This is a genomic window from Vibrio sp. HA2012 (assembly GCF_002812955.1).
Lineage (GTDB): Bacteria > Pseudomonadota > Gammaproteobacteria > Enterobacterales > Vibrionaceae > Vibrio.
In genome coordinates, this window is the sequence record NZ_PFXK01000019.1 from 1 (window position 1) to 750 (window position 750).

Consider the following 750-nt stretch of genomic DNA (forward strand, 5'->3'; position numbering starts at 1 on the left):
AGGCGAAAAGAACCCCTGTGAGGGGAGTGAAATAGAACCTGAAACCGTGTACGTACAAGCAGTAGGAGCACCTTCGTGGTGTGACTGCGTACCTTTTGTATAATGGGTCAGCGACTTATATTCAGTGGCAAGGTTAACCGCATAGGGGAGCCGTAGGGAAACCGAGTCTTAACTGGGCGCTTTAGTCTCTGGATATAGACCCGAAACCGAGTGATCTAGCCATGGGCAGGTTGAAGGTTGAGTAACATCAACTGGAGGACCGAACCGACTAATGTTGAAAAATTAGCGGATGACTTGTGGCTAGGGGTGAAAGGCCAATCAAACTCGGAGATAGCTGGTTCTCCCCGAAAGCTATTTAGGTAGCGCCTCGGACGAATACTACTGGGGGTAGAGCACTGTTAAGGCTAGGGGGTCATCCCGACTTACCAACCCTTTGCAAACTCCGAATACCAGTAAGTACTATCCGGGAGACACACGGCGGGTGCTAACGTCCGTCGTGGAGAGGGAAACAACCCAGACCGCCAGCTAAGGTCCCAAATGATTACTAAGTGGGAAACGATGTGGGAAGGCTCAGACAGCTAGGATGTTGGCTTAGAAGCAGCCATCATTTAAAGAAAGCGTAATAGCTCACTAGTCGAGTCGGCCTGCGCGGAAGATGTAACGGGGCTAAGTAATCAACCGAAGCTGCGGCAATGCATTTTATGTATTGGGTAGGGGAGCGTTCTGTAAGCCGTTGAAGGTGTGTGGTAA

At 50.4% G+C, this 750-nt stretch carries 1 rRNA gene; it reads left to right on the forward strand.

Going from position 1 to position 750, the window contains the following annotated elements:
* Positions 1 to 750, forward strand: a 23S ribosomal RNA gene (locus CSW98_RS17450); the annotation flags it as partial.